Origin of the sequence: Clostridium intestinale DSM 6191 (genome assembly GCF_900130055.1) — a bacterium.
In the GTDB taxonomy this organism is placed as follows: Bacteria; Bacillota; Clostridia; order Clostridiales; family Clostridiaceae; genus Clostridium_T; species Clostridium_T intestinale.
Window position 1 is genome coordinate 69,435 of sequence record NZ_FQXU01000007.1, and the last position, 14,346, is coordinate 83,780.

General features: G+C 32.1%; 14 protein-coding genes and 1 other annotated feature. Of the genes, 1 reads left to right on the plus strand and 13 read right to left on the minus strand.

The window, feature by feature from the left end; genetic code table 11:
- Window positions 1–4 precede the first annotated feature (4 nt).
- The 4 genes from BUA92_RS11285 to BUA92_RS11300 all read right to left on the minus strand — a co-directional run bounded on the left by BUA92_RS11285 (window position 5) and on the right by BUA92_RS11300 (window position 5,831).
- Window positions 5–670: a potassium channel family protein gene (locus BUA92_RS11285; RefSeq protein WP_073019602.1), complete on the minus strand. Its 666-nt coding sequence runs from the start codon at window positions 668–670 to the stop codon at window positions 5–7.
- Window positions 667–1,338 (minus strand): potassium channel family protein, encoded by a 672-nt coding sequence (locus tag BUA92_RS11290; RefSeq protein ID WP_073019605.1) that lies wholly within the window; start codon window positions 1,336–1,338, stop codon window positions 667–669. The genes BUA92_RS11285 and BUA92_RS11290 overlap by 4 nt, the downstream gene beginning before the upstream one ends.
- On the minus strand, window positions 1,335–4,175 hold the full coding sequence (locus BUA92_RS11295) for a cation-translocating P-type ATPase (protein WP_073019607.1): 2,841 nt from the start codon (window positions 4,173–4,175) through the stop codon (window positions 1,335–1,337). The genes BUA92_RS11290 and BUA92_RS11295 overlap by 4 nt, the downstream gene beginning before the upstream one ends.
- Before the next feature lie 276 nt (window positions 4,176–4,451).
- Window positions 4,452–5,831 carry a TrpB-like pyridoxal phosphate-dependent enzyme gene (locus tag BUA92_RS11300; protein ID WP_073019609.1) on the minus strand — a complete coding sequence of 460 codons (1,380 nt, stop codon included), beginning with the start codon at window positions 5,829–5,831 and terminating at the stop codon, window positions 4,452–4,454.
- 110 nt (window positions 5,832–5,941) lie between these two features.
- Window positions 5,942–6,188: a binding site (T-box leader), on the minus strand.
- A 106-nt stretch (window positions 6,189–6,294) separates the two neighbouring features.
- Between BUA92_RS11300 and BUA92_RS23290 the strand changes: the two genes are divergently transcribed.
- Window positions 6,295–6,468 (plus strand): hypothetical protein, encoded by a 174-nt coding sequence (locus BUA92_RS23290; protein WP_175550897.1) that lies wholly within the window; start codon window positions 6,295–6,297, stop codon window positions 6,466–6,468.
- 51 nt (window positions 6,469–6,519) lie between these two features.
- Here BUA92_RS23290 and BUA92_RS11305 read toward each other — a convergent pair whose 3' ends face one another.
- The 9 genes from BUA92_RS11305 to BUA92_RS11345 form a co-directional block, all read right to left on the minus strand.
- Complete coding sequence (locus tag BUA92_RS11305; protein ID WP_073019611.1) at window positions 6,520–7,458, minus strand: serine O-acetyltransferase; 939 nt, start codon at window positions 7,456–7,458, stop codon at window positions 6,520–6,522.
- 88 nt (window positions 7,459–7,546) lie between these two features.
- The gene (locus BUA92_RS11310; protein ID WP_073019613.1) at window positions 7,547–8,437 is read right to left on the minus strand and encodes a diguanylate cyclase; all 891 of its coding nucleotides are present in this window, start codon (window positions 8,435–8,437) and stop codon (window positions 7,547–7,549) included.
- Window positions 8,438–8,610: 173 nt separating this feature from the next.
- Window positions 8,611–9,228 (minus strand): MBL fold metallo-hydrolase, encoded by a 618-nt coding sequence (locus tag BUA92_RS11315; RefSeq protein WP_073019615.1) that lies wholly within the window; start codon window positions 9,226–9,228, stop codon window positions 8,611–8,613.
- Between the two features lie 24 nt (window positions 9,229–9,252).
- Window positions 9,253–9,636: a lactoylglutathione lyase gene (gene gloA, locus BUA92_RS11320; RefSeq protein ID WP_073019617.1), complete on the minus strand. Its 384-nt coding sequence runs from the start codon at window positions 9,634–9,636 to the stop codon at window positions 9,253–9,255.
- A gap of 23 nt (window positions 9,637–9,659) precedes the next feature.
- Window positions 9,660–9,935: a CD3324 family protein gene (locus BUA92_RS11325; protein ID WP_021801512.1), complete on the minus strand. Its 276-nt coding sequence runs from the start codon at window positions 9,933–9,935 to the stop codon at window positions 9,660–9,662.
- A 307-nt stretch (window positions 9,936–10,242) separates the two neighbouring features.
- Window positions 10,243–11,316 (minus strand): sulfate/molybdate ABC transporter ATP-binding protein, encoded by a 1,074-nt coding sequence (locus BUA92_RS11330; protein WP_073019618.1) that lies wholly within the window; start codon window positions 11,314–11,316, stop codon window positions 10,243–10,245.
- Window positions 11,306–12,211, minus strand: a complete 906-nt coding sequence (cysW, locus tag BUA92_RS11335) for a sulfate ABC transporter permease subunit CysW (protein WP_073019619.1) — start codon at window positions 12,209–12,211, stop codon at window positions 11,306–11,308. Before cysW ends, BUA92_RS11330 begins: the two co-directional genes overlap by 11 nt.
- A gap of 9 nt (window positions 12,212–12,220) precedes the next feature.
- Window positions 12,221–13,072 (minus strand): sulfate ABC transporter permease subunit CysT, encoded by an 852-nt coding sequence (gene cysT, locus BUA92_RS11340; protein WP_073019620.1) that lies wholly within the window; start codon window positions 13,070–13,072, stop codon window positions 12,221–12,223.
- 69 nt (window positions 13,073–13,141) lie between these two features.
- Window positions 13,142–14,188, minus strand: coding sequence for a sulfate ABC transporter substrate-binding protein (locus tag BUA92_RS11345; RefSeq protein ID WP_423236808.1), 1,047 nt, complete (start codon window positions 14,186–14,188; stop codon window positions 13,142–13,144).
- Between the last annotated feature and the right edge of the window lie 158 nt (window positions 14,189–14,346).

The window sequence follows — 14,346 nt, forward strand, 5'->3', positions numbered from 1 at the left end:
TCATTTACCTAGGTGAAAAAATTTTATTTACCTCTGCTTGAGTTTCTGAATTAGCTAAAGCTAGTATGGAGTCTCCTGCATTTATAACAGTATCTCCACCTGGAAGTATAACTTCCTCTCCTCTATAGATTGTGATAAGTTTTGAGTTAGAGGGTATATTTAGTGCCTTTACCTCTTTATGAACAGCTTTAGAAGCTTCATCAACTTTTATTTGAACTATAGAGTATCCACCTAAAGATAGTTTCATAAGTGTAAACATATTTTTTAAATCCATTTCCTCTATAACAATATGAGCCATTAAATCGGCCTGATTAACAGCAACATCTACCCCCATGCCTATATTATATAACCAAGAATTTTTAGGATTATTTACACGAGCAACAACCCGTGAAACTCCAAACTCAAACTTAGCTATAGTTGAAGCTACTAAATTCACCTCATCAGCTCCAGTTACTGAAACCACAACATCCGCTGAGTTTATACCTGCAGCTTCCAATATATTAGGATCTGTACCATTTCCTAATATTACTGTCTCTGAAGGAAGTTCCTTTTTTAGCTTATCTACTATGTGTTCTCTATTATCTATTACTTTTACAGAGTAGTCATTATTTAAAAGTAAACTTGCAATATGCTCACCTACTTGACCTCCACCTATAATAACAACTTTCATATATTTTTCCTCCATTTTTGATCTAGACCAAGCAATGTTTTTAATCTGCTTGCAGAACTTGCTACAACCGATATAAATATTACATCATGTTTCTCAAATACTGTTCCCCAAGTTGGCAAAAAAGTTTTATTTGCACGACTTATAGCAACAACTTGGAACTCTCCTATTGAAGTTACCTCGCTAACAGTTCTACCAACCAAAAGTGCTGGAGTCTCAATTCTTACTAATTCAACACTTGAATTACCTATTGTTAATACGCTATCTAATTGATTGTAACTTAATAAATCAGTTGCTCTTTGTATTCCCCATGCTGCAGATGATATAGTTTGAATACCAAGAGTACGATATATTTCTGCCTTTCTAGGATCATGCAACCTTGCTATAACACGAGGTACTTTATAAATATTTTTAGATATTCTTCCTATAAGTGCATTAGCCTCATCACTATTGCTACAGGCAATGACTGCATCTACAAATGAAATACCTGCTTCAGTTAATACATCTTTGTCAAATCCTATTCCCACAATCATTTTTCCTTTAAAGTTTTCACCAAGTAGTTTAAATGAATCTGGGTTATTGTCAATGATTGTTACACTATGACCCTTTTTTATTAGGTTTTGAGCTAATCCTGAGCCCATAACCCCACAACCTATTATAATATCTTTCATATCACTAACCTCTTATCATTAACTTTTTTAACTCTACTAAGTTTTCTTGAAATTGCCTTTCTACCTTCTTCTAGTAGTAATATAGGGAAAGGTAATACAATCAAATATATCCACTCTTTGAAGCCTATCGCTACTGTATTAAATATATTCTGCAAGAATGGTATATAAATTATTGCTAAAATCAATAAGACTTCAAAAATAATACCAGTTACTATTTTTTTATTAGCAAATATTCCGATCTTAAATACCGACTCATTTTCCGTTCTACAATTCAATACTGCACCAATTTGGCAAAATACTATAGATGCTAAAGTCATGGTAGTAGCTTGTTTATAAACTACACCAGAACTAGCTAATGGAACATTTGGCCATCCATTTAGTATATTTACAAAGAAATATGCACCCATAGCTACAACTGATTCTAATAATCCATACCATAAAAATGCTTTAATGACTGTTTTCTTATTCATTAATATCTCTGTTCTTGAACGTGGAGGTTTTTCCATTACGCCTTTCTCAGGTAGTTCTGCACCTAGTCCAAGAGCAGGCAACATATCTGTTCCTAAATCAATAGCTAGTATCTGCATTACAGTAAGAGGAAGCGGAATGTTTCCCTTAGATAGTAAAAATGCTGCTGATGGTACTGCCTCAGGTGTATTGCTGTTAAGAATATAGAGTAAAAACTTTCTTATATTACTATAAACTGCTCTACCTTCTTCTATAGCTTTTACAATAGACGCAAAATTATCATCGGTTAATATCATATCTGCCGCTTCTTTTGCAACATCTGTACCAGATATCCCCATAGCTACACCAATATCAGCTTTTTTTAGAGCTGGAGAGTCATTAACTCCATCTCCTGTCACAGCTACTATATGACCTAGTTCTTGTAAATTACATACTATTCTATATTTTTGTTCTGGTGCTACCCTAGCAAAAATAACTTCATCTTTTAAAACTTTTTTAAGATCATCGTCACTCATCTTTTCAAGATCAACTCCAGATACAATCCTAGGATGGTTACTCTCTACAATACCAATCCTCTTTGCTATGCTCTCTGCTGTCAATCCATAGTCCCCTGTTATCATAATAATTCTTATTTTAGCTCTATGACATAACTCTACAGCATCTTTAACCTCTGGTCTTGGAGGGTCTGCCATAACAACTAGTCCAACAAACGTCATGTCTTGTTCAATAAGTTCTGGTGTATAAGAACTCAAAGATTTTGGGAGATTACATTCTTTAGTTAAATGTCTATATGCAACTGCTAAAACTCTCAATCCATTTCGTGCATATTTATCATTTGCTTCCATAATTTCATTACGTTGCGAATCGCTTAGCTCTTGTTTGTCACCATTTTTATTTATACTTGTACAAAGTTCCAACACTTCTTTTGGAGCTCCTTTGATATATGCTATTCTTTCATATCCTCCTATCGGAGTACTCAAATTATGAATAGTACTCATTCTTTTTCTTCTTGAATCAAAAGGTAACTCTCTGATTCTTGGCATAAAATTAATCTGGTTAATTGTATCTATTCCAGCCTTTTGTGCAACTACTCCCAAACATGCTTCTGTTGGATCTCCTAGCACAGTATATCTATCTGATTCATCATTTGGAGGTACTATACGCGCATTACTGCATAGTGAAGCTGCAGTTAAAAGTATTTTTAAATCTTCGTCATTCTCAGCATAAAGTTCTTTATTTTCATAAAGAATCTTACCTACCGGAGCATAACCTAATCCTGTAACCTTCAATTCTTTTCCTGGGAGCCATAAATTATTAACTGTCATTTCATTTTGAGTCAAAGTTCCAGTTTTATCAGAACAAATAACAGTAGTGCATCCTAAAGTTTCAACTGCCGACAATCTCTTTACTAAAGCATTTTCTTTTGCCATCCTCTGCACCGCCATTGCTAAAGACAAAGTAACCGTAGGAAGTAATCCTTCTGGAATAAATGCTACCACCATTCCTAACGAGAATATAAATGCTTCTGCTATAGGTTCTTTTACAAAAAATATAGCCGTTATAAAAAATACTACCCCCATGCTTAACGCAATCATTGAGATTTGTTTAGTCAATAAATTCAACTCTTTTTGCAGTGGACTCAGTTCTTCTTTCATAGTTTGAGTTAGATTAGCAATTTTCCCAAATTCAGTTTCCATACCAATTGAAACAACTACAGCTTTTGCTGTTCCACTTGCTACACTAGAACCTGTAAAAATAAGATTTGGTGTTTCTGACTTCGATAGTCCATCTCTCATTATTGGATCATGTGTTTTTCTTACTGGATTAGATTCTCCTGTTAGAGTTGATTGGTTTACTTGAAGATCGCTACTTTCAATTACACGAGCATCGGCTGATATTTTATCCCCTTCTTCTACTAACATAATATCTCCAGGAACTAAATCCTCTGCTAATATCTGCTGCTCTTTATTATCCCTAATAACCCTAGCGTAAGAAGGAAGCATCTTTTTTAAAGCTTCAGTAGCTTTGCCTGCTCTATGCTCCTGCCAAAAGCTAAAAACTCCATTTATAATATTAACCAAAAATATAGCAACCCCAAGTTCAACCATATCTGCAATTATGGCAATAATACCTCCAGCCCATAATAGAAGAGCCATTAAACTAACAAAATTGGACATTAAAACTAATATGGCAGGTTTACCCTTCTTTTCAGTAATAGCATTTTTTCCATACTTCTCTCGATTTGCTTGTACTTCTTGTATTGTTAACCCTTCTTCTCTAGTGTTAAGTTTTTTGTAAACATCTTTTGCCGTCAATTTAAATATCTTTTCATCCATGTTCTCTTTAGCAATCTGTACTTTCTCTTCCATTTCAATTTTACCCCATCAATAATTATAGTATTAAAATAATATTATGATATTACTCCTCAAAGGCTTAATTTACAATTATTGGCTGTGGTATCTTTTAGGAATATCCATTAGATATTTGAAGATTTAACCATATAGTTTCATTTTATTTATCTATAGTATGTTAGATATGCTTATAATATGGTATATTTATATCTTGCAAAAATAGAAATATTGTAGGGATATAAATAATAAAAATAAGCCACAGATTTCTAAAAATCCATAGCTTATTTTTATTATTTATTCTTGTATTCCAGGAACTTTAGGTAATTCAGAAAATCCTTTTTCTAAATCTTCATCTGTTGGAATATAATCTGTCATTGTTCCCTTCAAATAGGATTCATATGCCATCATATCAAAATAACCCGTTCCTGTTAATCCAAATAAAATTGTCTTTTCTTCTCCAGATTCCTTACATTTAAGAGCCTCTTCAATAGCTCCATATATAGCATGTGCTGATTCTGGTGCTGGAAGTATGGTTTCATGTTTTGCAAATAAAGTTGCTGCTTCAAAAACCTTTGTTTGTTCCACTGATATAGCTTCCATATATCCATCATGATAAAGCTTCGATACTATAGGAGACATACCATGATATCTAAGCCCTCCAGCGTGATTTGCTGATGGTACAAAACTTGAACCAAGGGTGTACATCCTTGCTAATGGAGTAATCTTTCCAACATCACAGAAGTCATAAGCATAACGACCTCTTGTTAATGATGGACATGAAGCTGGCTCTACAGCCATTATCCTTGGATTAGCTTTCCCTGTTAATTTATCTTGCATAAAAGGAGCAATTAACCCTCCAAGATTTGATCCTCCTCCTGCACATCCTATTACTATATCAGGATATTCATCAATACTTTCCATGGCAATTTTAGATTCTAATCCTATAATTGATTGATGCAGAAGTACCTGATTTAGTACCGAACCAAGTACATATTTACACCCTTCTGTTGTAACTGCTTTTTCTACTGCCTCTGAAATAGCGCATCCAAGACTTCCAGTAGTATCTGGGTCTTTCTCTAAGATAGCTCTACCAGCATTAGTTGTGGTGCTTGGACTTGGGATTATGTTTCCATCAAAAGTTTCTATGATTGCTTTACGAAATGGTTTTTGTTCATATGAGCATTTAACCATATAAACTGTAAGTGGAATATTATAATAACTACATGCTTCAGCTAGTGCAGTTCCCCATTGACCAGCTCCAGTTTCAGTAGTTAAACTCTTCAGTCCCTGCTCTTTAGCATAATAAGCTTGCGCAACAGCTGAATTTAATTTGTGACTTCCAGATGTGTTGTTTCCCTCAAATTTATAATAGATTTTTGCAGGAGTTCCCAAAGCTTTTTCAAGGTTATAAGCTCTTATTAAAGGAGATGGTCTAAACATTTTATAAAATTCCTGTATCTCTTCTGGAATATCTATATACCTAGTTGAGTCATCCATTTCTTGTTTAGCTAACTCTTCACAAAATACTGGATATAATTCCTCTGCAGTCGCAGGTTTAAAGGTTTGTGGATTCAGCATTGGATCTGGAATTCCCTTCATATCTGCTCTTAAGTTATACCATTGTTTCGGCATTTGATCTTCAGTTAAATAAATTCTATGTGGTATTTTTTTCATTTTAATAGCCCCCTTTGATTTATATTAATATTTTATTTTATAAAATATTTAAAACTTATGCCCCTATATAAATGTATTTTAGAAAAATAAAAAAGACCTTCATCCTAAATAACTAGGACAAAAGTCTATAACTTCTGCGGTACCACCTAAATTGGTCAAAATAACCCACTTACTAATGTACATTCATACATCTTCCTTTATAACGAGTGGAAATCTCGTCGGGTATTACTAAGCAATTCTGCTTTTCCTCCCGCCCTTATAAGTCCATTCAACTTAGCTTGTACTGTTGTAATCTCACCGTCTACAACTCTCTTTAAGTCTTGTACTAGGTCTACTTCTCTTAATCATAGGTTTTATTTTATAATTTGATTATAATAACTTTGATATTTTCTGTCAAACATTTTTGATGCTTTAAAGTTTAAAATCTCACTTTTACGGGAAGTCTAGTTATGGAGGTGTTAATATGAGAAATAAAGAAAAAGAACTAAATAGAGAACTTGGTATACATGAACAACATGATCAAGTATCTAATATGATAGATGCCATGTTAGCTTTAGGACCTGTAAATTTAGGTTTAAATAACCCTAAAATAGAACGCTATGCTGAACAAAGAATAAAAGAAGATATAACAAAATAGCTAAAGTTCCTAGGGCTGTCACTAATTTTTAATTAATAACAGCCCTAGAATTTATATAACCCAATCAAAAATAAATTCTTGTTTTAATTCTTCTGGTTTACTATTTTTAAAACTAAGTTCAGGATTTTTAACACTTACTCTAGTGTCAGCTGGAACTGACTGAGTAATAAATGCATTACCTCCTATAACTGAGTTTTTACCTATTACAGTATCTCCACCTAATATAGATGCACCAGAATAAATAGTTACATTATCTTCAATTGTTGGATGTCTTCTTACGCCTTTAAGTCCTTGCCCGCCTCTTGTTGATAAGGCCCCTAAGGTTACTCCTTGATAAATCTTTACATATTCACCTATAACACAAGTTTGTCCTATAACAACTCCTGTACCATGGTCTATAAAAAAGTATTTTCCAATCTCCGCTCCAGCATTTATATCAATCCCAGTTAAACTATGAGCATATTCAGTCATAATTCTTGGGATATATGGTACATTTAAAATATCTAATTCATGCGCTATTCTATAAATGCTTACCGCAAATACTCCTGGATATGAGAAAATTACTTGCTCTACATCGCCAGCAGCTGGATCTCCGTCGTAGGCTGCTTGTACATCTGTCGAAACATATTCTTGTATTTTAGGTAATGTTTTTAAGAAAGTTCTGCATGTCTTGCAGGTTTTTTCTTCTATTATTTGAATATCACTTATTTGATGTTTATATTTAAGTGCTAATTTTATTTGTCTATGAAGTTTTTCTTGTATACTCATTAAAAGATCGCCTATATAATATTCCATTACACTATTTGATAACTTTTTGGTTTGAAAATACCCTGGAAAAATAAGTTGTCTTAACTCTTGCAATATTTCTATAACTTCATACTTGTCTGGCAAATTAGAAGATTCATATACTGAAAAAACAGAGTTTTGTTTATAATTATTTGCTATTTCTGAAACTAGTTGAACTATATTTTCTTCACATTCCCTATTCATTATCTTCATCCCTTTTCTATATACTTAATTAGCTGTTTTTTATATTATACGTGATGTTTTTAATCTAAACAAGTAATTGCAATATAATTTATTCAACATAGCCAACTTGGTTTCTACCGCCCGTTTTCACCTTATAAAGCTGTTCATCTGCTTTTTGTATTATTTCATTTCCAGTAATACTACTATTATAATCGTTAGAGAAAATTCCCATACTTACTGTAATTTTTATTACTCTATTATCAAAAAAGAAATTATAATCTTCTATTTTTTTTCTTATTCTCTCACATAGATGAAAAGCATCATGTTTATTAGTTCCAACTAAAACTATACCAAATTCTTCTCCACCATATCTTCCTACAATATCTCCTTTACGTAGAGAACTCATCAAGATATTTGAAAGCTCCTTCAATATCATATCCCCAGACATATGTCCATATGTATCATTTATCCTTTTAAAATAATCTATATCTAACATTATGAAGGATATATGACCCTTATTTCTCTTCTGTTTAGATAATTCCTTTTCAAGTAATTCTATGAGTACAGCATGGTTATATAGACCTGTTAAACTATCTTTCATAGCAAGTTCTTTAAGTTTGTCTTGAACATCTTTAAGCCTTAGTGCAGATTGAATTCTAGCTATTACTTCAACCTCATCAATAGGCTTTTTAATATAGTCGAAGGCTCCCATCTCTAATGCCTTTTTCAAGTCATTTCCCTGAGTTCTTGCTGTCACCATAATCACCGGGATATCTTTTACATCATGATTACTCTTTAATATACTGCAAACTTCAAATCCATCCATTCCTGGCATCATTATATCAAGCAAAATAACATCTGGCCTTATACTTCTAGCCATGTCCAATACCGGGAATCCATTATCCACAGAAAACACTTTATAATTTTCAGCTTCTAATATATCCGTTAAAATTCTTACATTAAGCAGAGTATCATCTACGATAAGTATTTTTTCATTCATAGTAATCAATCTCCCCAAAATTTTTTCTATAAAATAACCTATTAAATTTCATATCTCATTTTACCATTATTTTTCTATAAAATTAAGATATTTTATTTAATTATTCTATTTAATAAATATTAATAATTAAAATAAAGATGCCTACTATAATAAAATAATAGACATCCTTACCTCTACTTCCATTCCAAATAAAATTTGTTACTATTTTTTTCTTCTCCAATAGTGCTACTTTCTCCATGTCCTGGATGAACTCTCACATCCTCTATTTGAGTTTCTATCAAATTTATAACAGATTTCTTCATGGACTCTAAATCTCCTGTTGGAAATACCCATTTCCCCACTACGCCCTTAAAGAGAGTATCTCCTGTAAATAAATCATCTTCAAACTTATAGCAAACTCCACCAATAGTGTGTCCGGGTGTATAAATAACCGTTATTTCTTTGTCACCAATAGAAAACTTATTAGATTCATCGATTTTAATAAGATTAATATCTTCTAAAAAATACTCCATATCTCTTCCATAGCGATTAAATACGTTATTATAGTTTTGCACTAAATTATCATATTCATTTTCATGTACATACACTGGCACATCAAAACAATCCATTGCACTTATATGATCTATATGTCCATGCGTTAGTAGTATTCCTAATACATTTAAATTGTGTTCTTGTATATATTCTCTTATTTTATCTTTTTCATATCCTGGATCAACTATATAACATTTGTTATCATACTCAATTATATAACAATTTATATCCATATCTCCAAATAAGGTCAATTTCTTCATCTATTACACCTCATTTAATAGTCGCTATTTTTGTCTTATAACTTCTATCTTATATCCATCTGGATCAGTTACAAAATAGTAGTTAGGAGGATTTCCTGGAAGCCCTTTTAATGGAGTAACCTCATACCCTAAAGCTATATGTCTTTCTCTTTCGCCTTCTATGTCTTTCATTCCAAGTGCAATATGACTAAATCCATTACCTATTACATATGGTTTTTCTGGATTGTAATTATAAGTTAACTCTATTTCATAATCTTCTTCACCATTTCCTAAATATACTATTGTAAATTTGTGATCTGGATGATCCTTTCTTTTAGTCTCAACTAGTCCAAAAGCATTTTTATAAAAATCTAATGACTTTTCTAAGTCCATTACTCTTATACATGTATGAAGCATCTTTACTGCCATATATATCACTCCTTATACTTAAATTATATATTACTTTTTTCTTCTCTTATTATTCTTCTTATAGTCTGCTCAGATAGATAATACTTTTCTGTTAAAGATCTTACGGACATACCTCTATTATAGAAACTAAATATTTCTTTATTTCTGTCTCTTAAGTCTCTTTTAACTCCACTATTTTCTCCCCAAGCTTTTTTATTTTCAACTTTTCTAGGTATATATAAATAACTACCATCAATATATTGTTGAATGATTTCAACTAATTCTTCTGGTAATATATTTTGTGCTTTTTCATATTTCATAACCTTTTGCTCCTATCTACATTTTTAGTTGTAAATAATAGAGCAAAGTTCACACAAAAATATTACAGCCTGTAAATTCTAGAAAGGCCCTGAACATAGAGTATGTTCTTTATATCTCTGTAGGACTTTGCTCAGAGCCTTGGCTAGAAACATTTAGTTTTTTAACAACCTTCATATTTCTATCACCCCTTATATCTTTATATTTTCTCTTTAATTTTAACTGCTTTTTAATTACAATTCAACTATTCTCATAGGTTTTCTATAAAATCAAAAAAGTATCACTTTTCAGCAATACTCTTTTGATATATTATATAACATAATCCTCTTGAATAAATACTTTGATTTCTTTAGGTCTTATATATACCTCTTCGCCAATCTGTATCTTCAGTTGTGTATATACTTCCTTACTTAATTCAGCCTCTAAGTATTCCTCACTTTCTTCACTCTTTAACTCTACATTTACTATAGATCCAACGGCTCTTACAAACAATACTTTTGCCTTTATAAACCCTTCTCGCCCACCATCTTTTATTATTTCGATATTGTGAGGTCTAGCGTAACTTAATGCCTTTCCATCTTTTTTATCCTCATATTCTGGAGTTTCCAATTCTATATCTCCTATTTTAACCTTACCATTGTTTACCCTGCCATGAAACAGATTAACGTTTCCTAAGAAGTTGTACACAAATGGATTAACTGGATTGTCGTATACTTCTTCTGGAGTTCCTATCTGTTCAATTTTCCCTTCATTTAGAACCACAATCCTATCAGCTACATCTAAAGCTTCTTCTTGATCATGAGTTACAAACACACTAGTTATATGATATTCATCATGAAGTCTTCTAAGCCATCGTCTTAAATCTTTTCTAACTTTAGCATCTAGCGCTCCAAACGGTTCATCTAATAATAATACCTTAGGCTCAACAGCTAATGCTCTTGCTAAGGCAATTCTCTGCCTTTGCCCCCCAGATAATTGACTTGGGTATCTATTTGCCATACCTTCCATCTTAACCAAAGATAGTAACTCAAGTACTTTGTCATTAATTTCTTTTTTACTTAATCTTTCTTTTCTTGGCTTAATTCTAAGGCCAAACGCTATATTTTCAAATACCGTCATATTTCTAAATAACGCATAATGTTGAAATACAAAACCTATATTCCTATCTTGGGTGTCTTTATTTGTATTATCTTCTCCATCAAAATATATTTGTCCAATATCTGCCGTTTCTAAACCAGCTATAATCCTTAAAAGTGTAGTTTTTCCTGAGCCTGATGGTCCAAGAAGTGCTATAAGTTCTCCTGTATTAATCTTTAAATCTATATTATTAAGTGCCTTATAAGAACCAAATTCTTTTGATATACCTTTTACATCAATGCTCACTTTTTACAACCCCTTCTTCATTAATGTTTAACTGACTAACCTTCCACTCCGATATATTCTTTATTATTAAATTAATCAAAGCAATTATTGTAAGTAGAGATGCTACAGCAAATGATGCTGAATATTGATATTCATTATATAAAATCTCTACATGCAGAGGGAGTGTGTTTGTAAGACCACGTATATGTCCTGAAACAACTGAAACTGCGCCAAATTCTCCTGCTGCTCGTGCTGTTGTTAAAATTACTCCATAAAATAATGCCCATTTTATATTGGGTAATGTCACTTTAAAAAATGTTTGCCATCCATTTGCTCCTAAAGTTAAAGCAGCTTCTTCTTCTGCCGTTCCTAAAGATTGCATAAGAGGTATTAACTCCCTAGCAACAAACGGCATGGTTACAAATGTAGTTGCTATAATTATTCCTGGTGGTGCAAATATAATCTTTATATTATTGGCATTTAGAAAATCTGCAAAAAGACCATGGTTAGTACTAAAAAGTAATACAAATATTAATCCAGCTATAACTGGAGAAATAGCAAAAGGAATATCTAAAAGAGTAAGCAAAATACTTTTTCCCTTAAATTCAAATTTACCTAATGCCCAAGATGCTGCTAAGCCAAATATTGTGTTTATTGGTACAGCAACTAACACAGTTAATAAAGTTAGTCTTAATGCATCTAATGCCACTGGATCTGTTATAGCTTTGATATATAAATCGAAACCTTTCTCGAAGGCTTTTGCAAATACAGCAATTAAAGGTATTATGAGTAGTAGCGTTAAATATATAAGTGCTATTGAAATAAGAATTATTTTTGTTAATTTACTTTCATCTGTAGATGAGTTGTTTTTTTGCTTGGATTTATTATTAATTCTTAATGATACATTCCCTGCCATGTTAACCTCCTATACTCTTGAATATCTCTTTGAATTCCACCATTGAAATATATTAATTAATAGTAGAATAAAAAAAGAAGTTATCAGAAGAACTGCCGCAATTGCACTTCCTCCAGCATAATCATATTGCTCTAGCTTAGTCCTTATAAGTAGAGGAGCTATTTCAGTTCTCATAGGCATATTCCCTGATATAAATACTACTGATCCATACTCTCCTAAGGCTCTTGAGAATGCTAGAGAAAATCCTGTAATTAAAGCTGGTGTTATCTCTGGAAGTATTATCTTTATAAATGTTATTAATCTATTTGCACCTAAACTAGCAGCAGCTTCTTCAACTTCTCTTTCCAGATTTATTAATACAGGTTGTACAGTACGAACAACAAAAGGTAACCCTATGAAGGTTAATGCAACTATTATTCCTAAAGGTGTAAATGAAACTTTTATTCCTAATGGAGTTAAGAATTTTCCTATCCATCCATTTTCAGCATATAAAGTAGTTAATGCAATACCTGCAACTGCAGTTGGAAGTGCAAATGGAAGATCTACAATCCCATCTATAAGCTTTCTACCTGGAAAATCATATCTTACAAGAACCCAGGCTATTATAACACCAAAAATTGTATTTATAATCCCAGCTGCTAAGGATGTTCCAAAAGAAAGTTTATATGCAGCCAATACTCTTTCGGAAGTGGCAGATTCTATGAAACCTTTTAATCCTAAAGATGAAGAATCAAAAAAAATCATTGAGACTGGAATTAAAACCAACAAACTTATATACAAAACTGTAAATCCTAATGTTAAATTAAATCCTGGTAAAATACTTTGTTGCTTCAATTTTATTGATTTTGCTTTTAGACTCATAAAAAGCACCTCTTTGCTATTATTAATTCAAGAAGTAGTGATTTTCACTACTTCTTATTTATCTAACCTCTATTTTTTAGTATATATTTGATCAAAAGTTCCACCATCATCAAAATGCTCTTTTTGTGCCTTATTCCATCCACCAAAAACATCGTCTATAGTAAATAAATTTATAGTTGGAAACTTCTGAGCATATTTTTTTGCTACAGCTTCATTTCTTGGACGATAGAAGTTTTTTGCTGCAATTTCTTGTCCATCATCAGAATATAGATATTCTAAATAAGCTTCAGCAACTTCTCTAGTTCCTTTTTTATCAACATTTTTATCAACTACAGCAACTGGTGGTTCAGCTAATATACTTACTGAAGGAACTACTATATCGAATTTTCCTTCACCAAGTTCTTCAACAGATAAAAAAGCTTCATTCTCCCAGGCTACTAATACATCACCTATTCCACGTTCAACAAATGTAGTTGTTGCTCCTCTAGCCCCTGAGTCTAAAACAGGAACATTTGCAAATAACTGTTTTACAAAATCTTTAGCTTTCTCTTGACTTCCGCTATTTTTCTCTAGAGCATATCCCCAAGCTGCAAGGTAATTCCAACGAGCTCCACCTGAAGTTTTAGGATTTGGAGTTATTACTTCTACACCAGGTTTAATTAAATCATCCCAATCCTTAATATTTTTAGGATTTCCTTTTCTAACTAAAAAAACTATTGTTGATGTATATGGAGTAGAATTATTTGGCAATTTTGTTTGCCACTTTGGATCTATTTGTTCTCCTTTTCCATTAATAGAGTCAATATCTGCTGCTAGCGCTAAAGTTACTACATCAGCATCTAACCCGTCTAATACCGATTTAGCCTGAGCTCCAGATCCTCCATGTGATTGCTTTATAGTTACTTCTTGCCCTTTCTTTTCTTTCCAATACTTCGCAAAAGCTTCATTAAACTGTGTATACAATTCTCTTGTTGGATCATAGGACACATTTAATAATTCTACGCTTCCATTTGAACTCTCTCCAGCTGAATTATTTTTACTACTGCAACCTGATAAAACCCCCAAAGTCAAAATTCCAGCTAAAAATACAACACCTATTTTTTTTCTTAACATCATTAATCGCCCCTTTTATTATTTTATATTTTCCCTATTGATTTTCTATGAATTGCTATAAATAAAAAAGTAACGTATCTATTTCACCCTTTTTCTATAATCCCTATATAATTAATAGAGTATTGAGTAAAATAAATAGTACACTTTACTTGTACCTAGAT